The organism is Paenirhodobacter hankyongi (assembly GCF_003664585.1).
GTDB lineage: Bacteria > Pseudomonadota > Alphaproteobacteria > Rhodobacterales > Rhodobacteraceae > Rhodobacter > Rhodobacter hankyongi.
In genome coordinates this window covers 64,805-89,408 of the sequence record NZ_RCHI01000005.1, presented here as the reverse complement: position 1 = coordinate 89,408, position 24,604 = coordinate 64,805, and the positions used below count along the sequence as shown (strand labels likewise).

Annotated in this window: 24 protein-coding genes and 2 tRNA genes; 17 read left to right on the top strand and 9 right to left on the bottom strand. The window is 68.5% G+C overall.

From position 1 onward, the window contains the following. Positions 1-215 precede the first annotated feature (215 nt). The 4 genes from DYS74_RS18625 to DYS74_RS06840 are packed head-to-tail and all read left to right on the top strand — an operon-like array spanning position 216 to position 4,223. Positions 216-362 (top strand): hypothetical protein, encoded by a 147-nt coding sequence (locus tag DYS74_RS18625; RefSeq protein WP_183077479.1) that lies wholly within the window; start codon positions 216-218, stop codon positions 360-362. Then, positions 352-1,926: a hypothetical protein gene (locus DYS74_RS06850; RefSeq protein WP_245965219.1), complete on the top strand. Its 1,575-nt coding sequence runs from the start codon at positions 352-354 to the stop codon at positions 1,924-1,926. The genes DYS74_RS18625 and DYS74_RS06850 overlap by 11 nt, the downstream gene beginning before the upstream one ends. Next, the gene (locus DYS74_RS06845) at positions 1,923-2,864 is read left to right on the top strand and encodes a site-specific tyrosine recombinase XerD (RefSeq protein WP_121532204.1); all 942 of its coding nucleotides are present in this window, start codon (positions 1,923-1,925) and stop codon (positions 2,862-2,864) included. The genes DYS74_RS06850 and DYS74_RS06845 overlap by 4 nt, the downstream gene beginning before the upstream one ends. Before the next feature lie 33 nt (positions 2,865-2,897). Beyond that, positions 2,898-4,223, top strand: coding sequence for an HlyC/CorC family transporter (locus DYS74_RS06840; RefSeq protein ID WP_121532202.1), 1,326 nt, complete (start codon positions 2,898-2,900; stop codon positions 4,221-4,223). On the opposite strand, the gene DYS74_RS06835 is transcribed toward DYS74_RS06840, so the two are convergent. From DYS74_RS06835 to DYS74_RS06815, 5 genes are read right to left on the bottom strand one after another with little or no spacing between them, the layout of a single operon-like run. Next, positions 4,224-5,309, bottom strand: a complete 1,086-nt coding sequence (locus DYS74_RS06835) for an ABC transporter ATP-binding protein (RefSeq protein WP_121532200.1) — start codon at positions 5,307-5,309, stop codon at positions 4,224-4,226. Position 5,310: 1 nt separating this feature from the next. After that, a complete protein-coding gene (locus tag DYS74_RS06830; RefSeq protein ID WP_245965218.1) occupies positions 5,311-6,948 on the bottom strand; it encodes an alpha-glucosidase family protein in 1,638 nt (545 codons plus the stop codon). After that, positions 6,949-8,082 (bottom strand): carbohydrate ABC transporter permease, encoded by a 1,134-nt coding sequence (locus tag DYS74_RS06825; protein WP_121532198.1) that lies wholly within the window; start codon positions 8,080-8,082, stop codon positions 6,949-6,951. Next, a complete protein-coding gene (locus DYS74_RS06820; RefSeq protein ID WP_121532196.1) occupies positions 8,079-9,077 on the bottom strand; it encodes a carbohydrate ABC transporter permease in 999 nt (332 codons plus the stop codon). The genes DYS74_RS06825 and DYS74_RS06820 overlap by 4 nt, the downstream gene beginning before the upstream one ends. Positions 9,078-9,133: 56 nt before the next feature. Continuing rightward, on the bottom strand, positions 9,134-10,492 hold the full coding sequence (locus DYS74_RS06815; protein WP_121532194.1) for an ABC transporter substrate-binding protein: 1,359 nt from the start codon (positions 10,490-10,492) through the stop codon (positions 9,134-9,136). Positions 10,493-10,793: 301 nt separating this feature from the next. On the opposite strand from DYS74_RS06815, the gene DYS74_RS06810 reads away from it, so the two are divergent. From DYS74_RS06810 to DYS74_RS06765, 10 genes are all read left to right on the top strand, one after another. Then, a complete protein-coding gene (locus DYS74_RS06810) occupies positions 10,794-11,837 on the top strand; it encodes a LacI family DNA-binding transcriptional regulator (protein WP_121532192.1) in 1,044 nt (347 codons plus the stop codon). Between the two features lie 10 nt (positions 11,838-11,847). Continuing rightward, positions 11,848-13,170 carry a GH1 family beta-glucosidase gene (locus DYS74_RS06805; protein WP_121532191.1) on the top strand — a complete coding sequence of 441 codons (1,323 nt, stop codon included), beginning with the start codon at positions 11,848-11,850 and terminating at the stop codon, positions 13,168-13,170. A 1-nt stretch (position 13,171) separates the two neighbouring features. Further along, positions 13,172-14,125 carry a glucokinase gene (locus DYS74_RS06800; protein WP_121532189.1) on the top strand — a complete coding sequence of 318 codons (954 nt, stop codon included), beginning with the start codon at positions 13,172-13,174 and terminating at the stop codon, positions 14,123-14,125. A gap of 116 nt (positions 14,126-14,241) precedes the next feature. Then, the gene (locus tag DYS74_RS06795) at positions 14,242-14,523 is read left to right on the top strand and encodes an STAS domain-containing protein (RefSeq protein ID WP_183077478.1); all 282 of its coding nucleotides are present in this window, start codon (positions 14,242-14,244) and stop codon (positions 14,521-14,523) included. Next, entirely contained in the window at positions 14,514-14,879 is a 366-nt protein-coding gene (locus DYS74_RS06790) for a response regulator (protein WP_121532185.1), read from the top strand. The genes DYS74_RS06795 and DYS74_RS06790 overlap by 10 nt, the downstream gene beginning before the upstream one ends. Before the next feature lie 11 nt (positions 14,880-14,890). Further along, the gene (locus tag DYS74_RS06785) at positions 14,891-16,999 is read left to right on the top strand and encodes a chemotaxis protein CheA (protein WP_121532183.1); all 2,109 of its coding nucleotides are present in this window, start codon (positions 14,891-14,893) and stop codon (positions 16,997-16,999) included. A 5-nt stretch (positions 17,000-17,004) separates the two neighbouring features. Next, positions 17,005-17,466, top strand: coding sequence for a chemotaxis protein CheW (locus DYS74_RS06780; protein WP_121532181.1), 462 nt, complete (start codon positions 17,005-17,007; stop codon positions 17,464-17,466). Position 17,467: 1 nt separating this feature from the next. After that, a complete protein-coding gene (locus DYS74_RS06775) occupies positions 17,468-18,337 on the top strand; it encodes a CheR family methyltransferase (protein WP_121532179.1) in 870 nt (289 codons plus the stop codon). After that, positions 18,328-18,714, top strand: coding sequence for a response regulator (locus DYS74_RS06770; protein WP_121532177.1), 387 nt, complete (start codon positions 18,328-18,330; stop codon positions 18,712-18,714). Before DYS74_RS06775 ends, DYS74_RS06770 begins: the two co-directional genes overlap by 10 nt. A 2-nt stretch (positions 18,715-18,716) precedes the next feature. Continuing rightward, positions 18,717-19,112, top strand: a complete 396-nt coding sequence (locus DYS74_RS06765; protein ID WP_121532175.1) for a hypothetical protein — start codon at positions 18,717-18,719, stop codon at positions 19,110-19,112. A 118-nt stretch (positions 19,113-19,230) separates the two neighbouring features. Here DYS74_RS06765 and DYS74_RS06760 read toward each other — a convergent pair. Together DYS74_RS06760 and DYS74_RS06755 are read right to left on the bottom strand one after the other, a co-directional pair. Further along, a tRNA-Lys gene (locus DYS74_RS06760) sits at positions 19,231-19,305 on the bottom strand. Between the two features lie 196 nt (positions 19,306-19,501). Then, positions 19,502-19,576, bottom strand: a tRNA-Lys gene (locus DYS74_RS06755). 360 nt (positions 19,577-19,936) lie between these two features. On the opposite strand from DYS74_RS06755, the gene DYS74_RS06750 reads away from it, so the two are divergent. Both DYS74_RS06750 and DYS74_RS06745 read left to right on the top strand, forming a co-directional pair. After that, a complete protein-coding gene (locus DYS74_RS06750) occupies positions 19,937-20,299 on the top strand; it encodes a diacylglycerol kinase (RefSeq protein WP_121532173.1) in 363 nt (120 codons plus the stop codon). Positions 20,300-20,560: 261 nt separating this feature from the next. Continuing rightward, on the top strand, positions 20,561-20,986 hold the full coding sequence (locus tag DYS74_RS06745; RefSeq protein ID WP_220668830.1) for a glyoxalase superfamily protein: 426 nt from the start codon (positions 20,561-20,563) through the stop codon (positions 20,984-20,986). Between the two features lie 14 nt (positions 20,987-21,000). Here DYS74_RS06745 and DYS74_RS06740 read toward each other — a convergent pair whose 3' ends face one another. Then, on the bottom strand, positions 21,001-22,116 hold the full coding sequence (locus DYS74_RS06740; protein ID WP_121532171.1) for a DUF6456 domain-containing protein: 1,116 nt from the start codon (positions 22,114-22,116) through the stop codon (positions 21,001-21,003). A gap of 220 nt (positions 22,117-22,336) precedes the next feature. Here DYS74_RS06740 and DYS74_RS06735 point away from each other — a divergent pair, with 220 nt between their 5' ends. Further along, positions 22,337-22,624: a DUF6477 family protein gene (locus DYS74_RS06735; protein ID WP_121532169.1), complete on the top strand. Its 288-nt coding sequence runs from the start codon at positions 22,337-22,339 to the stop codon at positions 22,622-22,624. Here DYS74_RS06735 and DYS74_RS06730 read toward each other — a convergent pair whose 3' ends face one another. Next, complete coding sequence (locus DYS74_RS06730; protein ID WP_121532167.1) at positions 22,625-24,202, bottom strand: helicase HerA-like domain-containing protein; 1,578 nt, start codon at positions 24,200-24,202, stop codon at positions 22,625-22,627. Positions 24,203-24,604 lie beyond the last annotated feature (402 nt).

Here is a 24,604-nt window from a genome sequence, read left to right as displayed (position 1 = left end):
GGGCGGGGTACCGCCGATGCGCGGCGCTTGCGCAAACGTGAATTCCGGTCCCCTGAATGGCGTGATCTTCCGCGAAATGCCATATATAATCTTTGCGAGTTTCCGCCGCAGGGCGTATCGGGGCGGCATCGGCCGCGCAACGCGGCCTCCGCCGATGCCGGCGGGCGGAACACGGACAACGAAACATCGAGCAAGAAGAAACGAAAGACGGACTTATGGGGCGCATCTTTCAGGCCATCGCTATTCTCCTGGTTTTTGCCGTGCTTGCGGTGATTGGTTATGCCTATTTCGGCGACTTGCATCCTCAGACCGGCGAGCAGCGGCTCGAGGTCACATTGCCGGGGAACCCGAGTGGCAATTGAGCGCATTCGCGCCGCACTGCTGCTGAGCACGCTTGCCCTTCCGGGCATGGCGCACGCCGAAGGCGAACCGCTTTCGGCGATCGACTGGCTGTCGCGCTCGGTGGTGACGCCGGCCGCCATGGCGCCCGGCAGCCGGGCCGTGCCCGGCGCGCGCCCGGGCGAGCCGCCGGTGAGCAGCGGCGTGACGAACGAATCCGTCTCGGTGATGTCGCTCGACCGGCCGCCGGCGAACGCGCTCGGCCTCGTGCCGGTGGCGCGCACCGGGCTGCCGCGCGATCTGTGGGGCGACACGCCCGAGGCGCAGCTGGCCGCGGCGCTGCGCAAGGAGCGTCTCGACACCCTGCCCTCGATCCAGGCCTTCGTGATGGAGCTGCTGCTGGCCGAGCTCGATCCGCCGCGGGTGCCGGCGCCCGAGGGACACAACGTGCTCTTCCTCGCCCGCATCGACCGGCTGCTCGACATGGGGGCGCTGGAACAGGCGATGGCGCTTCTGGAACAGGCCGACACGAGCGACCCGGAGGTGTTCCGCCGCCGCTTCGATGTGGCGCTCCTTCTGGGCGAGGAGAACAAGGCCTGCGAGATCATGGAGAAGACGCCGCGTCTTGCGCCGTCCTTCCCGGCGCGAATCTTCTGCCTGGCCCGCTCGGGCGACTGGCAGACGGCGGCGCTGAGCTTTGGCACCGGCCGCGCGCTTGGCCAGATCGACCCGGAGACGGCCGACCTGCTTGAACGCTTCCTGGAACCCGAGCTCGCGGACGGTGCCGAGGACCTGCCGCCGCCCAGCCGTCCCTCGCCGCTCGTCTTCCGGATGATGGAGGCGATCGGCCAGCCGATGCCGACGACCACCCTGCCCGTCGCCTTCGCCCAGGCCGACCTGCGCGCGAATACCGGCTGGAAGAGCCAGCTCGAGGCGGCCGAGCGGCTGACCCGGATGGGGGTGCTCGATCCGAACCAGCTGCTGGGCCTTTACACCCAGGACCGGGCTGCGGCCTCGGGCGGGGTGTGGGACCGGGTCACACTGATCTCGGCCTTCGACGCGGCGCTGAGTGCAAATGACCCCGGCCGCGTGGCGCAGCTTCTGCCCGGGGTCTGGGACGCGATGCAGGCGCAGGAGCTGGAACCGGCGCTCGCCACGATCTATGGCGAGCAGCTTGCGGCGATGGGCCTGCCGGGCGAAGCGGGCGGCATCGCCTTCCGCCTTGGACTGCTCAGCCCGGCCTATGAGACGGTCGCGCGCACCCATGAGCCCGCCGATGCCGACGAGCGGCTTCTGTGCGGCCTTGCCCAGGGCTCGACCGCCGGGATTGCTGCGCAGGACCAGCTGGGCCTGATGTTGAAGCGCGTCTTCGATGCCCCCACCACCGCCGTGCCGGCGCCTTACGCCGAGATGATGCCGAACCGTCAGGGCGAGGCGCTGCTTGCCGCGGTCGATGACATCACCGAGGGCGCAAAGGGCGATTACCGTCGCGTCGAGAGCGGGCTCGACCTGATGCGGCTGAGCGGGCTCGAGGAGGTCGCGCGGCGCGCCGCCCTTGAAATGGTGATCCTGGAGCGCAACGGATGAGCGCGCCCCCGAACGTGCGCTGGATCGCCACCTTTCTCGAGGCGCAGGCGGCCGAGGCGGGCGCCGCGCGCAACACGATCCTGAGCTATGGCCGCGACCTGACCGATTTCCTCGGCTTCGTCGAGGCGCAGGATCTGGCCTTCGCCACGCTCGGCCGCGAGGCGGTCGAGGATTACCTCGTGCGCTGCGAGGCCGAGGGGCTGGCGAAATCGACGCGCGCGCGGCGGCTCTCGGCGATCCGGCAGCTGTTTCGCTTCGCCTATGAGGAAGGCTGGCGCGCCGACAATCCGACGCTGCGCATCACCGGCCCGGGCAAGGCGCAGCGGCTGCCGAAGACGCTGACGCTCGACGAGGTCGAGGCGCTGCTCGAGGCGGCGCGCGATCAGGGCCAGTCGCTGTCCGAGCAGATCCGCAACCGCTGCCTGATGGAGCTGCTTTACGCCACCGGCATGCGGGTGAGCGAGCTGGTCTCGCTGCCGGTCGCGGCGGCGCGCGGCAATCCGGCGATGCTGCTGATCCGCGGCAAGGGCGGCAAGGAGCGGATGGTGCCGCTCAGCCCGCCTGCGCGCGAGGCGCTGAGCGCGTGGCTGAAGACTCGCGACGCGGCCGAGGAAGAGGCGCGGCTGAGCCGGCGCGTGCCGCCCTCGCGCTTCCTCTTCCCGTCAAGCGCCAAGGAAGGCCACCTGACCCGGCAGGGCTTTCACGGGCTGCTGAAGGATATCGCGGTCGCGGCCGGGGTCAGCCCGGCCAAGGTCACGCCGCATGTGCTGCGCCACGCCTTCGCCACGCATCTGCTACAGGGCGGCGCCGATCTGCGCGCGATCCAGATGCTGCTCGGCCATGCCGACCTCTCGACCACCGAGATCTACACCCACGTCCTCGACGAGCGGCTGAAGGAACTGGTCCTCGGCCACCATCCGCTTGCCGGCGGCTCTTGAACGGGACGCCGCGGCTCCCCATAGTGCGCGATCATGGAAAACCACATTTCGCCCCTTCTCGACACCGCCTTCTGGCTGACCGCGGGCACGATCGTCCTGCTTCTGCTGCTCTCGGCCTTCTTCTCCGGCTCTGAAACGGCCCTCACCGCCGCAAGCCGCGCCAAGCTGCGCGCACGCGCCGACAAGGGAGATGGCGGCGCCGAGACCGCCCTGACCCTCACCGAGGACAACGAACGGCTGATCGGCGCGCTGCTTCTGGGCAACAACGTCGTCAACATCCTCTCGGCCTCGCTCGCCACCGCGCTGCTGACGCGGATCTTCGGCCAGGGCGGCGTCGCGCTGGCGACGCTGGTGATGACCGTGCTCGTGCTGATCTTTGCCGAGGTGTTGCCGAAGACCTATGCGATTACGGCCCCGGAAACCGTTGCAAGCCGCGTTGCCCCCCTGGTGCGGCTGGTCATCCATCTGCTGACCCCGATCGTCTCGATTGTGCGACTGGTGGTGCGCGGCATCCTGTGGGCCTTCGGTCTGCGCACCGACGCCAACCAGTCGATGTTCTCGGTCCATGACGAAATCGCCGGTGCCCTCGCCATCGGCACCTCGGAGGGCACGGTCGACAAGGAGGACCGCGACCGCCTGCTGGGGGCCCTCGATCTGGGCAGCCGCACCGTCGACGAGATCATGCTGCACCGCAGCCAGATCGAGATGCTCGATGCCGACAGCGACCCCGAGACGCTGCTGACCGCGGTGCTGACCTCGCCGCACACCCGGCTGCCGCTCTACAAGGGCGAGCGCGAGAACGTGGTCGGCGTGATCCACGCCAAGGAACTGCTGCGCGCGGTCGAGAAATTCCTGCGCACCGGCGACGGCAAGCTGGATTCCGTCTCGGATCTCGACGTGATGAAGGTCGCGATGAAGCCCTATTTCATCCCCGAGACCACGCCGCTCGACGAGCAGATGCGCGAATTCCTCAAGCGGCGCACGCATTTCGCCCTCGTCGTCGACGAATATGGCGACCTGAAGGGGCTGCTCACGCTCGAGGATATCCTCGAGGAGATCGTGGGCGACATCACCGACGAGCTCGACCCCAAGGCCGAGCGGCAGCTGAAGCCCACCGAGACCGGCGATTACCTGGTCGACGGCGCGATGACGATCCGAGACCTGAACCGCGAGACCGACTGGGCGTTGCCCGATGACGAGGCGAACACCGTCGCGGGCCTGGTGATCCACGAGGCGCAGACGATCCCCGAGGAAGGCCAGGTGTTCTCCTTCCACGGCTTCCGCTTCGAGGTGGTGACGCGCAAGGACAACCGCATCACCACGCTGAAGATCAAGCCGCTGCTGCCGATCGCCGGCTGATCAGCGGTAGAGCAGCGAACGGCCCCCGGCGAAGAGATGCACCTTCGCCGGATCGGCCGCGAGGGTCACCCGGCTGCGGCGCAGATCGGCGTGGATGCCGGGCAGCTTCGCGATCATGTGCGGCGCGCCCATCTCCTCGCCGAAATACAGAAGCGTCACCTCGCCCAGTGCCTCGACGATCTCGACGGTGCCGGTGAAGAGCCCCGCGCCCGTGGTCAGCACCAGATCCTCGGGCCGGACGCCGATGTTGACCTTCAGCCCCATATCGGCCGCCGTGGTCGGCACATGGCTGACCGCGGTGCCGCCATCGACCAGCTTCACCGTTGTCTGCGGCCCCGTCGCCACCACCTCGCCCGCCAGCAGGTTCATCTGCGGCGAGCCGATGAACTGCGCGACGAACTCGTTTTCCGGCCGCTCGTAGAGCTCGAGCGGCGAGCCGACCTGCGCGATGCCCTTGTCGGCCAGCACCACGATGCGCGAGGCCAGGGTCATCGCCTCGACCTGATCGTGGGTGACATAGATCATCGTGCGGTCGGGCATCGCCTCCTTGAGCTGGGCGATCTCGATCCGCGTCGCCACCCGCAGCGCCGCATCGAGGTTCGAGAGCGGCTCGTCGAAGAGATAGACCTTCGGGTCGCGCACGATCGCCCGGCCGATCGCCACGCGCTGCCGCTGCCCGCCCGAGAGCGCCTTCGGCAGCCGGTCGAGATAAGGCGTCAGCTGCAGGATGCGCGCGGCATTTTCCACAGCCTTGTCAATCTCTTCGCGGGACTTCTTCGCAATCTTCAGGGCGAATTCCATGTTCTGCCGCACGGTCATGTGCGGGTAGAGCGCATAGCTTTGGAACACCATCGCGATGCCGCGCTGCGCCGGCGGCATGTCGTTCACCCGCTGCCCGTCGATCACCAGATCGCCGCCCGAGATCTGCTCGAGCCCGGCGATCATCCGCAGCAGCGTGGACTTGCCGCAGCCCGAGGGGCCGACGAAGACGATCAGCTCCCCGGCCCGGATCTCGAGGTTGATGTCCTTCAGGATGTCGACGTCACCATAGGCTTTGGAAATCCCGGTGAGGGAGAGATCGGCCATGTCACGCTCCGCTGTTCAGACGCAGGATGCTCGACTGCCAGGAGCCGAGCTGAAGACGGTTGTCGCCGGTGGGCCGGATCGAGCCGAGCTCGCCCGCGAGCGTCACCCAGTCCCCGGGCGGCAGATCGGTGTCGACGGGCGCATCAGTCAGGTTGAAGACGCACAGGATGGTCTCATCCTCGGCCAGCCGCCGGAACCGCAACACGCCGTCCCTGGCCTCGATCTCCGTCATAAGACCGGCACGCAACGCCTTGTGATTCTTTCGAAATGCGATCGCGCGGCGGTAATGGTGCAACAGCGCCGCAGGGTCTGCCTCGGCGGCATCGACGGCCAGCGCGGATTGCGCCGAGGAGATCGGCAACCAGGGCTTGACGCTGGAGAAGCCGGCATAGACCGCGTCCTTCTCCCAGACCATCGGCGTGCGGCAGCCGTCGCGGCCCTTGAACTCGGGCCAGAACTCCTTGCCATAGGGGTCCTGCAGGTCCTCGAAGGCGATCTCGGCCTCCGGCAGGCCCAGCTCCTCGCCCTGATAGAGGCAGACCGAGCCCCGCAGACACATCAGAAGCGTCGTGTAAACCTTTGCAGCAGCAGCGGAAAGACCCCAGCGGCTGATGTGGCGCACGACGTCATGGTTCGAATAGGCCCAGCAGGCCCAGCCCCGCGGCGCAACCGCATCGACCTTGCGGAAGACCGCGGCGATGTAGTCGGCGCTGAGCGGTTCGTGGCCCGACAGCAGCTCGAAGGCATAGGACATCTGCACCCCGACGCCATCGGCGGTATATTCGCCAAGGATCTCGAGCCCGCGCTGGCTGTCGCCGATCTCGCCCACGGCCGCAGCCTGGAAAGGCTCCATCACTGCCCGAAGTTTCTTCAGGAATTCAATGTTCTTCGGGTGGTTCTTGTCGTGGATGTGGCGCTGGTGATTGTAGGGGTTCACCTTCGGCGCGGTGTTGTCGTTGCGCTCCTCGACCGGCAGCGGCGGGTTGTCGCGCAGCTGCTCGTCATGCATGTAGAAGTTGATCGTGTCGAGGCGGAAGCCGTCGACGCCACGCTCGAGCCAGAACCGCGCCACATCCAGCAGCGCCTCCTGCACCGCCGGGCAATGGAAGTTCAGGTCCGGCTGGCTGACGAGGAAGTTGTGCAGGTAATACTGCTCGCGCCGGGCGTCCCATTGCCAGGCCGGACCGCCGAAGATCGACAGCCAGTTGTTCGGCGCCGTGCCGTCGGGCTTCGGATCGGCCCAGACATACCAGTCGGCGCGCGGGTTGTCGCGGCTCGCCCGGCTCTCCTGGAACCACGGGTGCGCGTCCGAGGTGTGGCTGAGCACGAGGTCGATCATCACCTTCAGCCCGAGCGCATGGGCGGTGGCGATGACCTGATCGAAATCGGCAAGGCTGCCGAACATCGGATCGACGTCGCAGTAATTGCTGACGTCATAGCCGAAGTCGCGCATCGGCGAGGTGAAGAAGGGCGAGATCCAGATCGCATCGGCGCCAAGCGAGGCCACATGCGGCAGCCGGCGCACGATGCCCAGCAGATCGCCCACCCCGTCGCCGTTCGTGTCCTGGAAACTGCGCGGATAGATCTGATAGATCACTGCGCCGCGCCACCAGTCGGCATCCTTTTTCATCATGGTCATTCAGCCACCTTTCACCGAGCCGGCCAGCAGGCCGCGCACGAGGTATTTCTGCATTGCAAAGAAGACGAGAAGCGGCACCGAGATCGACACGAAGGCGGAGGCCGCGAGAATTTCCCAGTCGCCCCCGCGCGAGCCCATCAGCTCGCGCAGGACGCCGGTCATCACCAGCTGGTCGTGGCGGTTGCCGAGGAAGACGGTGGCGACGAGAAGGTCGTTCCAGACCCAGAGGAACTGGAAGATCGCGAAGGAGGCGAGCGCCGGGAAGGAGAGCGGCAGGATGATGCGGCGGAAGATCTGGAACTCGGTCGCGCCGTCGACGCGGGCGCTCTCGATGATCTCGCGCGGCAGACCGACCATGTAGTTGCGCAACAGGTAGATGGCGAGCGGCAGGCCGAAGCCCGTATGCGCCAGCCAGATCCCCATGTAGCCCTTGCCGATGCCGATGTCGTTGTGCAGCTTGAGAAGCGGGATGAGGGCGAGCTGCAGCGGCACGACCAGCAGCCCGACCACTGCCGCGATCAGCAGCGCGCGGCCCGGAAACTCCATCCAGGCGAGCGCATAGGCCGCGAAGGCCGCGATCAGGATCGGGATGACGGTGGCCGGAATCGTCACCGTCAGCGTGTTCAGGAAGGCCTGGCCCAGCCCCTCGGCGCCGATCACCCGGGCATAGTTTTCCGTGGTGACGCGCGGCGGCACGGTGGTGGTGACGAAGATCCGCATCGCCCGCCCGCCGGTGAAGGCCGTGGGCGAGCTCAGCCGATAGCTGCCGTCGGCGGCGACGGTCAGGCTTTGCCCGTCCTTCAGCGCGGCGGTCTCGCCCGGGCGATAGGCCTCGGGCTCGCGCGAGGTCACGCCCCAGGCATCGAGCCGCTGGCCCTTTTCAAGGACAGTGCCCGAGATCACCCAGAGGTCCCCCTCCTGCACCGCCGTGTCCGCGCCGCCCGCGCGCACGAAGGCCGAGGCGGTCGAGGGGAAAGCGGCCTTCCACCAGCCCGAGGCCGCGATCTGGTCGCGGTCGCGGAACGACGACACCAGCAGGCCGAAGGTCGGCACCGTCCACAGCAGCACCAGCAGAAGCGCGGCCAGGTTCACCGCCCAGACAAGACGCGCACGGGTTCCGGCGATCTGGCTCATCCCATCATCTCCCGGCGTGCATTGCGGATGTTCCACACCATGATCGGCGTGACGAGCGCCATGATGACCAGCGCAATCGCCGAGCCGCGGCCGTAATCGGGCGCGCCGCGGAACATCCAGTCATACATCAGGTTCGCCAGCACCTGCGTGCCCCATTGCCCGTTCGTCATCACGAAGACGATGTCGAAGATCTTCAGCACGGTGATGGTGATCGTGGTCCAGACGACCGCGATCGTGCCCCAGATCTGCGGCACCTTGATGCGGAAGAAGAGCTGCCACGGGGTGGCGCCATCGAGGATCGCGGCCTCGATCGTCTCCTCGGGGATACCGCGCAGCGCGGCCGAGAGGATCACCATGGCGAAACCGGTCTGGATCCAGATCAGCACCGCCATCAGGAAGAAGTTGTTCCAGAACGGAATCGTCAGCCAGGTTTCGGGCGGATGGCCGAGCGCGGTCCAGAGCGCGTTCAGCAGGCCGATCTGCTCCTGCCCCTCGGCGCGATAGTCATAGACGAACTTCCAGATCACCCCGGCGCCGACGAAGGAGATCGCCATCGGCATGAAGATGAAGGATTTCGCGACATTGCCCCAGCGGATGCGGTCGGTGACCTGTGCCGCGAGCAGGCCGAAGAAGGTGGCGGCCGCGGGCACCACCAGCAGCCACAGCAGGTTGTTCAGGATCGCTTCGCGGAATTTCGCGTCGCCCGCCAGCCAGCGATAATTGTCGAGCCCGACCCAGGCCCGCCCGCCCGCGTCATGCAGGCTGCGCCAGAGCGAGTCGAAGACCGGGTAGACGAGGTAGACCGCAAGGAACAGGATCGCCGGCCCGATGAAGAGCCAGGGCCGCACCATGTTCGCGCGCAGGATATTGCGGCCGGCATGCGGCCCGCGCGAGGGCCAGACCCCGTCGAGGATCAGGTTCGATCCCCAGAACCAGGCGACGCAGCCGAAGACGCCGGTGACGATCGTGCCCGCGGCATAGCTGAGCTGTTCCATCCGTCCTCCCCCCAGAAAGACACGGCCCCACCGGCACTGCGGCGGGGCCGATGCGCTTATTTCAGCGTGTTCCAGGTTGCCTGGATCGCGCCCGCCACGTCTTGCGCCGGCTTGCCGCCGACATAGTCGACCATGCCGGTCCAGAACGCCCCCGCGCCGATCGCGCCGGGCATCAGGTCGGAGCCGTCGAAGCGGAAGGTGGTGGCATTGAGCAGGATGTCCCCCATCTTCTTCAGCGTCGAATCGCCGTAAAGATCGGTGTTCACCCCCTTGTAGGGCGTGACGAAGCCGGTCTGCGCCATCCAGACCTCATGCGCGATCGGGCTTTCGAGGAAGGCGATGAAGGCGTCGCCCACCGGGTTGTCGCTGAGCTTGGCGAACATCGTGCCCGCGCCCAGCACCGGCTGGCCCAGATCCTTGTCGGCATAGGCCGGGAAGTAGAAGAAGTCCGCGTCCTGGCCGATCACCGTGCCTTCCGGGAAGAAGGACGGGATGAAGGAGGCCATCTTGTGCATGTAGCACTGCGGCGGCGAGGTGAAGAGCCCCTTCGGGCTGTCGCGGAAGTCGGTCGAGGCAACGGCGCCTGTGCCGCCGGCAACGAAGCTGTCGGTCTTCGCGAACCAGCCGAAATCCTCGATCGCGGCGACCACCTTCGGATCGTCGAACTTCAGCTTGTTCGAGACCCAGTCGTCATAATCCTGCGGCGTGTTGAGGCGCAGCATCAGGTCCTCGACCCAGTCGGTCGCGGGCCAGCCGGTGGCGCCGCCCGAGCCGATGCCGATGCACCAGGGCGTGCCGCCGTCCTTGACGATCTGCTCGGTCAGCGCCTTGAGTTCTTCCATCGTCTTCGGGATCTCGTAGCCCGCATCGGCGAAGTTCTCGGGCACATACCAGACCAGCGATTTGACGTCGGCCTTGAACGGGAAGGCATATTGGTGGTGCTGCCCGTCGGGCCCGGCATAATTGCCATAGGCGGCCCAGCTGTCGCCCGCGGCGTAATTGTCCTTGATCCACTGCTCGGTGCCATCGGCCAGCGGCTTCAGATGCCCCTTCTTCGCCAGATCGGCGGCCAGGCCCGGCTGCGGGAAGACCGCGATGTCGGGCGGGCTGCCGGCCTCGGCGTCGATGACGATCTGCTGCTCGAAACTGTCGGAACCGGAATATTCCACATCCGCCCCGGTCGCGGCGCGGAAGTAGTCGATCACGCTTTCGAACAGGTCGCGGTCGGGGCCGAGCCAGGGACCGAGCACGGTCAGCTTCTTGCCCTTCAGGTCCATCTTCGCCAGCGCGTCATAGCTTGCCCAGTCGAAGCGGCTGTCCTTGCCGGGGGCGAATTTCAGCTCGCCCGCGCCCGCGCCCGCGGCCGAGGCGGCCAGCGCGATCAGCGCCACGCCGAGATAAAGGCTTTTCCTCATGCATCCCTCCCGAAAAACGGGCTTTCGCCCAAGGTCACGTCCGATGCCCCTGCCCCGGTCTCGCGACTCGATGTCAAAGCGCTTTGGATGCTGCAAGCTCCGGTATCGCGGCACGAAAGTCAACCGAATGCAATGCTGCAACTGCACTGTAATTCAATGGATTATTGTGCGCTTGCAGCATCTCGGCCTGCGGCGCCGCATCCGATTGACGCGCCAGACAGGCAGCGCTAACGTGCCAGACATTCAAAGCGGTTTGGATGCCAACGCGCCACCGAGTCACACCCGTCACGGATGCCCGCAGATGAACCTCAAGCAACTCGCCAGCGAACTGGGCCTGTCGCCCACCACCGTCAGCCGCGCGCTGAACGGCTATCCCGAGGTTTCGGAGGCGACGCGGCTGCGCGTGGCCGAGGCGGCGCGGCATTACAATTACCGCCCGAACACCCAGGCCAAGCGTCTGGCCACCGGCCGCGCGATGGCGATCGGCCATATCATCCCGCTCTCGACCCGGCACGAGATCGTCAACCCGGTCTTCGCCGATTTCATCGCCGGCGCCGGCGAGGTCTATGCACGCGCGGGCTATGACATGGTGCTGACCATCGTCCCCGACAGCGACGAGGAGCGCGCCTATCGCGAGGTCCGCTCGAAGGGCAATGTCGATGGCATCATCGTGCACGGGCCGAAGGTGCATGACGCGCGGCTGCCGCTGCTCGAGGAGCTGGGCCTGCCCTTCGTCGTGCATGGCCGCTCGCTCGGCGCCGACCCCGGCTATTCCTGGGTCGACGTCAACAACACCCGCGCCTTCGAACGCGCGACAAGCTTCCTGCTCGACCTCGGGCACCGCCGCATCGCGCTGGTGAACGGCATCGAGACGATGGACTTCGCCGCCCGCCGCCGGCACGGGTTCGAGCGCGCGCTGGCCGCCCGCGGGCTCTCGGCCGATCCCGCGCTGATGGTCTCGGGCGAGATGACCGAGGCGCAGGGCCATGACGCGGCGCGCGACATGCTCGACCTGCCCGACCCGCCGACGGCCTTTCTCACCGCCTCGTTCCTCTCCGCCATGGGGGTGCGGCGCGCGCTGTGGGAGCGGGGCATGCGGATGGGGCGCGACGTCTCGATCGTCACCCATGACGACGAGCTGGGCTATCTGCGCAACGGCTTCGACGAACCGATCTTCACCGCCACCCGCTCCTCCGTGCGCGAGGCGGGGCGGCGCTGCGCGGCGATGCTGCTGCGCCGGATCGAGAGCGGCGCCAGCGCGCCCGAGAACGACCTGATGGAAGCGACGCTGGTGGTCGGGGCCTCGACCGGCCCGGCCCCGCGCCGCTCCGACATGACCGACTGAAGGACAAAAGATGCTGCCAGGCCGCAGAGACTTCCCCGAGGGCTTCCTCTTCGGGGCCGCCACCTCCTCCTACCAGATCGAGGGGCACCGCTTCGGCGGCGCCGGCCCGACGCATTGGGACAGCTTCGCCGCCACCCCGGGCAATGTCGCGCGGGCCGAAAACGGCGCGGTCGCCTGCGACCATTATCACCGCTGGGCCGAGGATCTCGACCTTGTCGCCGATGCGGGCTTCGACCTTTACCGCTTCTCGACCTCCTGGGCGCGGGTGATGCCCGAAGGGCGCGGCGCGGTGAATGCCGAGGGGCTCGATTTCTACGACCGGCTCGTCGACGGCATGCTCGAGCGCGGCATCAAGCCGGCACTGACCCTCTATCATTGGGAGATGCCCTCGGCGCTCGCCGATCTGGGCGGCTGGCGCAACCGCGACGTGGCGCAGTGGTTTGCCGAGTTCACCCAGGTGATCGCGCGCCGGCTCGGCGACCGGATCTGGTCCGCCGCGCCGATCAACGAGCCCTGGTGCGTGGGCTGGCTGAGCCATTTCCTCGGCGCCCATGCGCCCGGGCTGCGTGACATCCGCGCGACCGCGCGGGCGATGCACCACATCCTGCTGGCGCATGGCCAGGCGATCTCGGTGATGCGGACCGAGGGGATGGGCAATCTCGGCGCGGTATGCAATTTCGAATATGCCCACCCCGCCAACGACAGCCCCGCGGCCGCCTCGGCCGCGCGTCTCTATGACGCCTATTACAACCGTTTCTTCATCGAGGGGATGATGCTCGGCCGCTACCCCGACGAGGTGCTCGAGGGCTTTGCGCCGCACCTGCCCGAGGGCTGGCAGGACGATTTCGCCACGATCCGCGCGCCGCTCGACTGGTTCGGGCTGAACTACTATACCTGCAAGCGCATCGCCCCCTGCGACGGCCCCTGGCCGGCGCATCGCGAGGTGGAGGGACCGTTGCCGAAGACCGACATGGGCTGGGAGATCTATCCCGAGGGGCTGCACGCCTTCCTCACCCGTGTCGCGCGCGACTACACCGGCGATCTGCCGCTTTATGTCACCGAGAACGGCATGGCCGCGCCCGATGTGCTGGCGGGCGGGAGCTGCGCCGATGCCGGCCGCATCGCCTATTACGCCGAGCATCTGGCGGCCTGCCGCCGCGCGATCGCCGAGGGGGTGCCGCTTGCGGGCTACATGTGCTGGTCGCTGCTCGACAATTACGAATGGGCGCTTGGCTACGAGAAACGCTTCGGCCTCGTCCATGTCGATTTCGAAACCCTGAAACGCAGTCCCAAGGCGTCGTGGCACGCCTGGGCACGGGCGCTGGAGCGCTGAGATGACCCTGACCCTTCTGGCCGATATCGGCGGCACCAACACCCGCGTCGCGCTGGCCCGCGCGGGCCGCCTGCTGCCCGAGACGATCCGTCGCTATCCGAACGACCACCACCCGGCGCTGGAACCGATCCTGAGCGCCTATCTGGCCGAGGAAGGCGCGGAGCCGGTCACCGGCGCCTGTGTCGCGGCCGCGGGCCCGGTGCGCGAGGGCGTGGCGGTGATGACCAATCTCGACTGGCGGATCACGCCCGAGGGCGTCGCCAGGACCACCGGCGCCGCGCAGGTCGCGGTGCTGAACGACCTGCAGGCACAGGGCCATGCGCTTGGCGCCCTCGGCCCCGAGGCGCTGCAGCCGATCCTGCCCGGCACGCCCGCCCTGCCCGGCGCCAGCGCGCTGGTGATCGGCATCGGCACCGGCTTCAACGCCGCCCCGGTGCACGAGACCGCGGGCGGACGCTTCGTCGCGGCCTCGGAATGCGGCCATGTCACCTTGCCCGTCCGCTGCGACGAGGACATCCGCCTGATGCGGTTTCTGCAGGCCGATCATGGCTTTGCCTCGGTCGAGGATGCGCTGTCCGGGCGCGGCATCGCGGCGATCCATGCCTTCCTGCGCGCCGAGACGGGACATGGCGCGCCGCGCGACGCGGCCTCGATCCTGACCGCGGTGGCGATGGGCGACGCCTTGTCGCAGGCCACGCTGCGGATCTTCGTGCGCCTGCTCGCGGGCGTCACAGGCGATCTTGCGCTGACCCACCTGCCCTTCGGCGGCATCTTCCTGTGCGGCGGCGTCGCCCGGGCCGTGGCGCCCCATCTTGCCCGGGCCGGCTTTGCCGCTGCGCTGCGCGACAAGGGCCGGTTCTCCGACTTTCTCGCCGCCTTCCCGGTGACGGTCATCGCGGACGATTACGCCGCCCTTGCGGGCTGCGCGTCCTACCTGCAGGCGCGGCGCGGCTGAGCCCGCTCCGATCGCCGTCAAGGCAATCTTAACCGCTCGGCGCTATGCCTCTTTCATGCTGGAATGAAAGGGGAACAGGTGAGCAGCCTTCTGACCGTCTATTTCATGGGGGGCGCATGACCACTCTTGCCCTCGCCCCCCGCCTCGACCTGACCCATGCCGAGCAAGCCCTGACCGCGATCCGCGCCTGCGAGGGACAGCCGCTTGTCCTCGATGCCGGCGGCGTCACCCATCTGGGCGGGCTCGGCCTGCAGATCCTGCTGGCCGCCGCCCGCAGCTGGCGCGCCGCCGGCCTCGCGCTGACCATCTCCCCGCGCTCGCCCGCCTTCGAGGAGGCCCTCTCCCTCTTCGGCCTGCCGCTCGACGCCCTGCAATCGGAGGGCGCCGCATGGGCCTGACCGTTCTTGCCGTCGACGACAGCCGCACCATCCGCGACATGCTGCGCCTTGCCCTGAGCGAGGCCGGGATCACCCTGCATCTGGCCGAGGACGGCGTGCAGGGGCTCGAGATGCTGAAGGAGATCGAGCCCGACGCGATCATCTCGGACATCAACATGCCCCGCCTCGACGGCTTCGGCTTCATCGAGGCGGTGCGCCGCCAGGACCGCCACCGCGCCACGCCGATCCTGGTGCTGACGACGGAATCGGCGCCCGAGCTGAAGGCGCGCGCCCGTGCGGCCGGCGCCACCGGCTGGATCGTGAAGCCCTTCGACCCGCCGAAGCTGGTCAAGGCGCTGCACATGGTCGCGGGCTGAGGGAGGGCGCGATGGCAACCGATCCGATGGCGCAGATCCGGGCAAGCTTCTTCGTCGAATGTGAGGAGCTGCTGGAAAGCCTGCAGGATTCGCTCTCTGCCCTGCAGGACGGCAGCAGCGACAGCGAGACGGTGAACACCGTCTTTCGCGCCGTGCATTCGATCAAGGGCGGCGCCGGGGCCTTCGGGCTCGACGCGCTCGTCGCCTTCGCGCACCGCTACGAGACCGTGCTCGACGCGCTGCGCGCGGGCCGGCTCGAGGTCACGCCGGACGCCGTGCGCAGCTTCTTCCAGGCCGCCGACCTGCTGCAGGACCACGTCCGCGCCGCCCATGACGGCACGCCCGCGCCCGAGGGGGCCGAGGCGGTGCTCTGCGCGCTCGAAACGCTGATCGGCGGCCCGGCGGAGCCCGAGGCCTCGCCCGGGTTCCAGCCGGTTCCCTTCGCGTTCGAGCCGATCCCGCTTGCCCTCGACTTCGACGCGCCCGACGACCTGCCCGCCCCCGCCCGCTGGATCATCCGCTTCCGCCCCGCGGACGCGCTCTATGCCTCGGGCAACGAGCCGCTGCACCTGTTGCGCGCGCTTGCCGCCCTCGGCGCGGCCGAGGTGCGCTGCGACACCTCGGACGTGCCGGCGCTCGAGGCGCTGCGCCCCGATGCGGCGCTGCTGTCCTGGCGCATCACCCTGCCCGGCGAGATCGCCGAGGAGGAGCTGCGCGAGGTGTTCGATTTCGTCGAGGATGTCTGCACGCTCGAGATCGGGCGCGAGGCCGAGGCGGCCGGCGCGAGGCCGCCCGCCCCCGCCATCGTCGCCCCGCAGGCCGTGACCTCCGTCGCGCGGCCCCCAGCTGTGGCCGAGGCCCCGGCCGAGCCCGCGCCGCCGCCCGGGCCGGTCGAGCGCCGCGCCACACCGCGCGAGACCGCCGCCACGGTGCGGGTCGATCTCGACCGCATCGACCGGCTGGTGAACCTGGTGGGCGAGCTGGTCATCAACCAGGCGATGCTGGCGCAAAGCGTGGCCGAGGCCGGGCTGCCGCCGAATTCGGCGGTGATGACCGGGCTCGAGGCCTTCATGATGCTGACCCGCGACCTGCAGGACAGCGTGATGATGATCCGCGCCCAGCCGGTGAAGCCGCTGTTCCAGCGCATGGCCCGGATCGTGCGCGAGGCCTCGACCGCCGTCGGCAAGGAGGTGCGCCTGCACACCGAAGGCGAGGCGACCGAAGTCGACAAGACGGTGATCGAACGCCTGGCCGAGCCGCTGACCCACATGATCCGCAACGCCGTCGACCATGGGCTCGAGACCCCCGAGCTGCGCCTTGCCGCCGGCAAGGCGGCCGAGGGGGTGATCTCGCTCAGCGCGCAGCACCGCTCGGGCCGGATCGTGATCGAGGTCGCCGACGACGGCGCCGGCATCAACCGCCCGAAGGTGCGCGAGATCGCGCTCGCCCGCGGCCTGATTCCGGCCGACGCGGCGCTGACCGATGCGGAAATCGACGCGCTGCTGTTCCTGCCGGGGTTCTCGACGGCAAGCCAGGTCTCGGCGCTGTCGGGCCGCGGCGTGGGCATGGATGTGGTGCGCCAGGCGATCCAGTCGCTTGGTGGCCGCGTCACGATCCAGTCGGCCCCGGGCCAGGGCACCCGCTTCTCGATCTCGCTGCCGCTGACGCTCGCGGTTCTCGATGGCATGGTGGTGTCGGTCGCCGACGAGACGCTGGTGGTGCCGCTCGCCTCGATCCTCGAGACCGCGACCTTGGCCGAGGGCGACATCCGCGCGCTTGGGCCGCAGACCAACGTGATCCACCTGCGCGGCGCCTTCGTGCCGCTTTACGACCTTGGCGCCGAGCTTGGCTATCGCGCGCCCAAACCCTCCTACGAGGGCGGCATCGTGCTGCTCACCGCGCAGGAGGACGGCTCGCGCGCCGCGCTGATCGTCGACGCGATCCACGAGCAGCGGCAGGTGGTGATCAAGGGGTTGCAGCAGGCCTATGGCCGGATCCCGGGCGTCGCCGCGGCGACGATCCTCGGCAACGGCCGTATCGCCCTGATCCTCGACACCGCCGACCTTGTCCAGACCGCCACCGGCCGCACCCGGATCCGCCCCCTCGCCCTTGCAGGATGATTGCCATGAGCACCCCCGAAAGCCCCTCCGCCGAAGTCGAGCTTCTGTCCTTCCGCCTCGCCGACGAGGAATACAGCGTCGACATCATGTCGGTGCGCGAAATCCGCGGCTGGACCCGCGCGACGCCGCTGCCGCACGCCCCGCCGCATGTGCGCGGCGTGATCAACCTGCGCGGCACGGTGCTGCCGGTGGTCGATCTCTCGGTGCGGCTTGGCATGGCGCCGGTGCCGGGCGATTCGCGCAATGTCATCATCGTCGTCCAGGTCGGCAGCCAGACCACCGGGTTGCTGGTCAACGCCGTCTCCGACATCCTGTCGCTGCCGCGCAGCGCCCTGCAGCCGCCGCCCGAGCTGCTCGCCGACGAGGAGCAGAGCTTCATCGAGGCGCTGACCATCGTCGACGGCCGGATGATCCGGGTGCTCGACCTGCGCGCGGTGCTGCCCGACCAGTCGGCCGAGGCCGCCTGAGATGGAGATCCCGCGCCTTCTCGCGCCGGACGTCCCGACCGAGACCGACCTGCAGGCCATCGCCCAGATCCTGCACAGCCGGGCCGGCATCGTCCTTGCCCCGGGCAAGGGCGCAATGGTGCAGTCGCGGCTTGGCAAGCGCCTGCGCCGGCTGGGGATCGGCGACTATCGCAGCTATCTGGCCCTCGTCACCTCGGCGAGCGGCGAGGACGAGCTGAAGGCGATGATCTCGGCCCTGACCACCAACGTCACCCATTTCTTCCGCGAGAAACACCATTTCGAGATGCTGCGCAGCCGCGCCCTGCCGCCGCTGATCGCGCGGGCACGGGCCGGCGGGCGGGTGCGGATCTGGTCGGCCGGCTCGTCGAACGGGCAGGAGGCGTTTTCGATCGCCATGGTGCTGGCCGAGCTTGCCCCCGATCACGAGGCGCTCGACATCCGCATCCTCGCGACCGACATCGACCCGCAGGTGATCGCCTGCGGCCAGGCGGCGATCTATGACCCGCAGCTGCTCGACACCGTGCCGCCGGCGCTGCGCGCCCGCTTCTTCCAGCCGGTGCCCGCGGGCGTTCAGGTGGTCGACAGCCTGCGCCGCCTCGTCACCTTCCGCGAGCTGAACCTGCACGGCCCCTGGCCGATGCGCGGGCAGTTCAGCATCATCTTCTGCCGCAATGTCGTCATCTATTTCGACCCGCCGGCGCAGGCGCGCCTGTGGGCGCGGTTCGAGGAGGTGCTCGAACCTGGCGGCTGGATCTTCGTCGGCCATTCGGAGCGGATCGCGCGTGCCGAAAGCCGGCTCGAAACCGCGGGAATCACCACTTACAGGCTGCCCCAGGACGCCGGGGCGAACGGAGAAACGGAATGGCACTGAGAGACCAGCTGCGTGTCCTCGTGGTCGACGACATGTCGACGAGCCGCGGGCTGATCATGCAGGCGCTCGACGGCATGGGAATCCGCCAGGTGGGGTACGCCACCGACGGGCCAGGCGCGCTGCAGACGATCGAGACCGCGCCGGCGCATCTGGTGATCTCGGATTACAACATGCCGGGGATGGACGGGCTGCAGCTGCTGCAGGCGCTGCGGGCCAATGCCCGCACCAAAGGCGTCGGCTTCATCCTGATCACCGGCCGCGCTGACGCCGGCCTGATCGATCTCGGACGTCGGTTCGGGATGAACAACTTCCTGAAGAAACCCTTCACGCCTCAGGACCTGCGCGCCTGCATCGAGGCCGTGGTGGGGAGGCTGTGACGATGCACCCTCCGGCGGCCCCCGTTTCGACGACCGGCAGCGCGCTTGCCCTCGATGCGCTGGCCGCCCGCATCGCCGAGGAGATCGACGGGCTCGCGCAGCTTTCGGGCGAGGTGCAGATTGCCCTGTCGCTGTGCCATTTCTGCGAGCACACGGACCCGGACGCGATCCGCGGTCTGCAACGGATCGACCTGATCACCCAGGCGCTCGAGGATCTCGGGCGGCTGCTGGGCACGCTGTCGCGCGAGATCCCGCAGGATCTGCAGATCGACGCGCGGATCCTGGCCTCGCAGCTGCGGCTGCAGGGGCTTGCACATGCCCTTGCCCTGCCCGGCTCCCGTGCCGTCCCGGCACGGATCGACTCGCCGCGCGAGGATGGCGAGGTGCAGTGGTTCTGAGCGGACCGGCCAGAGGGCCCCGGAGAGCCGCGACGAAAGCCCCGAGCCACGACAATGCCCCGGGAAACCGGGGCAGGCGGCCCGCCTTTTCGGCGGTGGTCTTCACGAAGGGGAAGTTTGGTGAACCGGGAGGGTTTCGAACCCTCGACCCGCTGATTAAGAGTCAGCTGCTCTACCACTGAGCTACCGGTCCGACGCCTTAATCGTTCTTTCCGGCGCAGAACGCAACCCCAAGATTCCGACTTTATGACGGGGCCCGCCGAAACGGATCGACGAACCGCCGCGGAGGGCGCCATGCGGCGGTTCCGGGTGGGACACGTCCCGAAATGCCCGCGAAACCGGACCCGGCGGCCCGCCTTTTCGGCGGCGATCTTCACGAAAGGGGAGTTTGGTGAACCGGGAGGGTTTCGAACCCTCGACCCGCTGATTAAGAGTCAGCTGCTCTACCACTGAGCTACCGGTCCGGCGCCTTAATCGTTCTTTCCGGGGGGGAACGCAACCCCAGAATGACAGTTTTATGCAAGAATTTTCGGCACCATCGAAACGCCTCGGCAGCGCGCGGCGAAGCCCCAGGAAAACAAGGGTACGGCATTGTTTCCCATGGCCTTTTCAATGCCCCCCCACGGACACCGGTGGCCGACTTCCGCCGCCCTGCCACCCGACTCGTCCGCATCGGCGGGGCCAGGGCCGAGTCGGTTTTGACCACCTGCCCTCGCCGCGCTGTCGCCTCTGTGGCCTGCGACTTCGTCGACCGCGGCACAGAAAGATCTGGCCCGCTCCGCCCCGCGCGCTTACCCTTCGCAGGAAGGGGCAGGAGGGGACAAATGCTGCGCTTCCTTTCATCCGAGCTCTGGCGGCTTCACAACACGGCCACCTGGTCGTGGCACGGCTGGATCGCCGCCTGGGCCACCGAAAAGTCGCTGCGCCAGTGGACCGTGGCGCAGGCGATCTCGATCACGCTGGCGCTGGTCGTGCACATGGGCGCCGGCGAACGCGCCCTGATCATCGCGCTCGGCTTCCTGGTGCTGGCGGCGGAACTGGCCAATACCGCGATCGAGACCATCGTGAACCGGATCAGCCCCGAGCGCAGCGACATGGCGCGCAAGGCGAAGGACGTCGGTTCGGCGATGGTGATGGTGACGGCGATCTCGGTCGGGGCTGCCTGGCTTGTCGTGCTGCTGGGCTGAGGCTGCGGCTCACGGTTGACCCGAAGGGCCCGATCGCCTATGTGCTGCGACAAGGTGCCGGGCACCTGCCGCCTGCAGACTCACGTCACGGTGAAGCCCGGAAGAAGACGACATCTCACCCCCCGATGCATTTCGCGGTGTGGGCAACGCAGGCTCCCATCCCTTCTGAAATGCCGATCCAGAGGAGTGAGCGATGTCCGTCCGACACGCCGTTCAACCACGACATCCGGTCCCGCCGACCTTCCGCGCGGAGGCACGGCCATGATGACCCTCGACGAGGCCAAGGCGCAGGCCAAGGCCCTGCGCGCGGCGCTTCTGGCGCAGGGCACGGCAATCAGCCATGCGCAGGCGCTTGAGCTGGTCGCGCGCCAGCAGGGCGCGAAGGACTGGAACACGCTGCACGCGCGCCTTGCCCTGCGCAATGCCCCGCCCGAGCTTGCGCTTGGCGATGCGGTGTCCGGCCGCTATCTGGGCCAGCCCTTCACCGGGCGGATCATCGGCCTTTCGGGGCCCGACAGTCACCGCCACATCGAGATCCGCTTCGACACGCCGGTCGATGTCGTGCGCTTCGAGAGTTTCTCGAACCTGCGCACGCAGATCCGCGCGACGATCAACGCCGAGGGGCGGTCGCACAGCCACACCTCGGACGGCGTGCCGCATCTGGTGATCGAGATGGGGGGGCGCTAGCGCCCCCCTGCCCCTCAGCCGATCAGCGGCGAGGCCCCGCCATAGGTCTCGTCGTAATGGCGCTTCAGCCGCATCAGCGCGATCCGCAGCACGATCTTGCCCGAGCGCGCCGACCAGCCCATCCGCCGCTCGGCGGTCTCGAGCCCCTCGAGAAAGCAGCAACAGCGCAACACCATGTCGCCGAGCCCCGGCCCGAGGTCACGCAGCGCCGCGGCGACGCGATCGCGGGCGCGCTCCGACCCGCCCGCCCCCGGGCCGAGATCGGGACGATAGCCCGTGCGCTCGCCCCCGGTCAGGAAGCGTTCCCAGTTCTGCGCAACGCGCGGGCCGATCTGGGCAAGCTCGAAATCCTCGCGCAGCCGCTCGCCCGCGGCGACAAGATCCGCGCCAAGGAAGGGCTGCCCCTGCGCATCGCGCCGCCGCGCCAGCACCGCAAGCGGGCTTTCGGCAAGGTTCGCACGCAGCCGCCGCGGCCGGGCGCCGTCCTCGGCCACCGCGCGCTCGCCCCAGTCGCGGTGCTGCCCGGCAAAGGTCGAGCCCGGATCCTCGCCCGCCGGCAGACCGCGGGCCAGGTTCTCCTCCTCGATCATCCGCTTCAGCGCGGCGCGCCCGGCGACGGTGATCTCATAGCTCGTCACCCGCGCGGCATGGCGCACCTGGATCCAGTCCTTCAGCGCGAAGGCGCGGGCCAGCGCACGCTCGGTCACCGCGGTGCGCACCGTGCCGCGCAGCACCACGGCCTTGTCCATGTCGTCGGCAATGACGAGAAGGGCCGCGGGTTCGGCCAGGCGGCGCAGGATCCGGCGCCCCTCGCGCGCCACAAGCTCCTCGTCCGCGGGCAGGCCCGGGGTGCGGATCGGTGCGGTCATCTCGGTCTCGTCCTCTCGATGAACGGCCGTCTCGACGAAGGCGGAGCCATGACCGAGACGCGCCAGCGCCTCGTCGACCAGCGGGTCGTCCCGCCGCGCCTCGACCCGGCGCACGCGGCGCAGAACGGTCGAGGCCGCGCAGCCCTCGGCCCGCGCCAGCTGCCGGATCGGGATCCCCTCCTCGACATGGCGCAGATAGAGCCGCGCATGGTCCGGCAGCCATGCAGGAAGCGGCGTCAGAAACGGGCTGATCGTCGTCATGTCTTCCCCCGGATCGGCGCCGGCACCGTCGCCGTGCCGCCATTTCGTCGTTAACAACCGTGGGTTGTTTTGATTACCCGTCCGTTAACAGCTCGGGCGACCCCCAGATTTCTTTAGAAAGTCTAAAGATCTTCAAATGCGCCGCACGGTTGAGTGCGGCTTTGCGCAACACCCGTAAAGGTTGAGTGAAGCTGGGCCGGTCTTTGCACGGGGGCCCGCCATGACCGACCTTCACGAGATCCTTGCCACCCTGCGCCGGCCACGTCTGCTGATCCGCGCCGCGCGCTGTGGCCAGGGCGACTACAACCGCGCGCGCGACCTGCGGCGGCTGATGCGGCTGGCGCAGGTGCCCACGCCCGAGGCAGCGCTGCGCGCGCTGATCGTCGAGGAGGCCACGCTCGAGGCGCAGCGGCGCGAGGGGGGCGCGCAATACAGTCTGACGCGCCACATCGAGCTGTTGATCGCGATGATGGCCGAGGCGCGGCTTCTGCCGCGCGCCGGCACCTGATCAGCGGGCGCGGAACAGCGTGCCCAGCACGCCGCGCACGATCTGCTGGCCGGCCTTGGTGCCAAGCTGGCGCACCAGGCTCTTGCCGAAGGTCTCGAGCAGGCTGTCGTTGCGCGAGGAGCTGCTGCGCCGGGTCGGGGGCGTGGCCTTGGCCGTCTTGCCCCCGTCATAGCGGCGCGCATTCCTGAACTCGCGCGCCGCGTCGGCCGTCGCGGCCTTGTCCTGCGCGGCCGTCTCCTCGGCCTCGGCCGCATCCTTTGCGGCGGCGGCCGCGCGCGCGGCAAGGATCTCGTAGGCCGACTCGCGGTCGATGACCTTGTCGTATTTCAGCCCGAAGGGCGAGGCGGCCAGAATCGCGCGACGCTCCTCGGGCGTCAGCGGGCCAAGCCGCGATTGCGGCGGGCGCACGAGGGTACGCTCGACCATGCCCGGCACGCCCTTCGCCTCGAGGAAGGAGGTCACCGCCTCGCCAGTGCCGACCTCGCGGATCGCGTCCTCGGTGTCGAAACGCGGATTGGCGCGGTAGTTTTCGGCCGCGCGCTGCAGATCCTTCTGGTCGCGCGCGGTGAAGGCGCGCAGCGCGTGCTGCACCCGGTTGCCGAGCTGGCCGAGGATGTCCTCGGGCACGTCCGCCGGGTTCTGCGTGACGAAATAGACCCCCACCCCCTTCGAGCGGATCAGCCGCGCCACCTGCTCGACCTTGTCGACCAGCGCCTTCGGCGCGTCCTCGAACAGAAGATGCGCCTCGTCGAAGAAGAAGACGAATTTCGGCTTGTCCGGGTCGCCCACCTCGGGCAGCTGCTCGAAAAGCTCCGACAGCAGCCAGAGCAGGAAGGTCGCGTAAAGCCGCGGGCTGCCCATCAGCCTGTCGGCGGCCAGCACGTTGACCCGGCCGCGCCCGTCGGGCGCCGGGATCATCATGTCGGCGAGATCGAGCGCCGGCTCGCCGAAGAACTTCACCGCGCCCTGGTTCTCGAGGACCAGAAGCGCGCGCTGGATCGCCCCCACCGATTGCGGCGCGATATTGCCATAGCGCAGCGACAGCTCGTCGGCGCGCTCGCCGATATTGACCAGCATCGCCCGCAGGTCCGCCATGTCGAGCAGCGCCAGCCCCTCGCTGTCGGCGACGTGGAAGGCGATGTTCAGCACCCCCTCCTGCGCCTCGGTCAGGCCGAGCAGCCGCGACAGCAGCAAGGGCCCCATGTCCGAGACCGTGGTGCGCACCGGGTGGCCCTGCTCGCCAAAGAGATCCCAGAAGGTGACCGGGAAATCGCGAAAGGCAAGGTCATAGCCGATCGTCGCGGCGCGGGCGGCAAAGGCCTCGTGCAGCTTGCCCGTGGCCGTGCCCGCCATCGCGATGCCGGCAAGGTCGCCCTTCACGTCGGCCATGAAGACCGGCACACCGGCGGCCGAGAACGCCTCGGCCAGCACCTGCAGGGTCACGGTCTTGCCGGTGCCGCTGGCGCCCGCCACCAGACCGTGCCGGTTGCCGTATTTCAGCAGCAGCTGTTGCGGCAGCGCATGCCCCTCGCCGCCGCCGCCCACGAAGATCCCCGCCTCGGTCAGAACACCCGTCATCCGCCCCTCACACCCCTGCGCCCCGGTCCGGGCGCGCATCACCGTTACCGGGCAGAATACAAATTTAACCTCTCGCTGCCAGCCTGAACCTGTCCCCCGGCGCGCAGGGCCTGCACCGGGGGCTTTCCTCCCTGTCGGACTGGCCGCACCCCGCAAAGGTGCGGCATTTTTTCATGAAAACAGGCATTTACAGAAGCGTCATTTGACAGTTGACGAAAATTTCGTTCCGATTTAGCGTTCACCCCAATGACAAAGTCGGCCCGGTCCGACAGGGGGAAAGATGGAAAGGGCTCCGCATGCGGAGCCCTTTTCTTCTGCCCCGCCTCACTTCCCGCTCACGCAACTGTAATGGGCCGCGCCCCTCTGCCCGCGCGCCCCGCGCGGTTTTGCCCGCTGACAGGC